The following is a 664-nucleotide window of genomic DNA, read 5'->3' as shown; positions in this document are numbered from 1 at the left end:
ATCCAAAAGCTGGTCAAGCGCTTTAATAAGCCATTACAATTCCAGACCTATGTGTCATTATCGTGCCATAGCTGCCCAGAAGTGGTTCAGGCGTTGAACCAATTTGCGCTACTAAACGATGATATCAGCAATGAGATGATTGATGGCGCGCTATTCCAAGAGCAAGTTGAAGCAAACAAAATCCAAGGTGTACCTGCGGTATTTTTGAATGGTAAGCCGTTTGCTAATGGTTTGATTGACACCGCAAAACTGATTGGAAAATTACAAGAGCAGTTCCCAGATCTATTGTCAGACATGGAAGATGACGCCGAGCAGTTAGAGCAGCAAGATGTCACTATCATTGGTGCAGGTCCTGCAGGCGTGGCGGCAGCCATTTATACAGCGCGTAAAGGTCTGAAAGTAACCATGGTCGCTGACCGCATCGGTGGACAGGTCAAAGATACGCAAGATATCGAAAACTTGATCTCTGTGCCTTTGACCAATGGTACTGATTTGTCGACTAATTTCGTCAAGCACTTGGCTGAATACAACATCACGCTAAAAGAACACGTGAGTGTGAAAGACATCGGCGAGACGGAAGAAGAAAACTACAGCATCAACCTAAATACCGGTGAGACGTTTGAGACTCGCAGTATTATCTTAGCGACAGGTGCCCAGTGGCGTA

At 45.6% G+C, this 664-nt stretch carries 1 protein-coding gene; it reads left to right on the top strand.

What is annotated here, in order from left to right:
• Positions 1 to 664 (top strand): FAD-dependent oxidoreductase (locus tag ACS8FC_RS18160; protein WP_439297814.1); only part of this gene is annotated, 664 nt, incomplete at both ends.

The sequence above is a fragment of the Psychrobacter sp. 1Y4 genome, from assembly GCF_051847555.1.
This window is presented reverse-complemented; position numbering and strand designations above follow the sequence as displayed.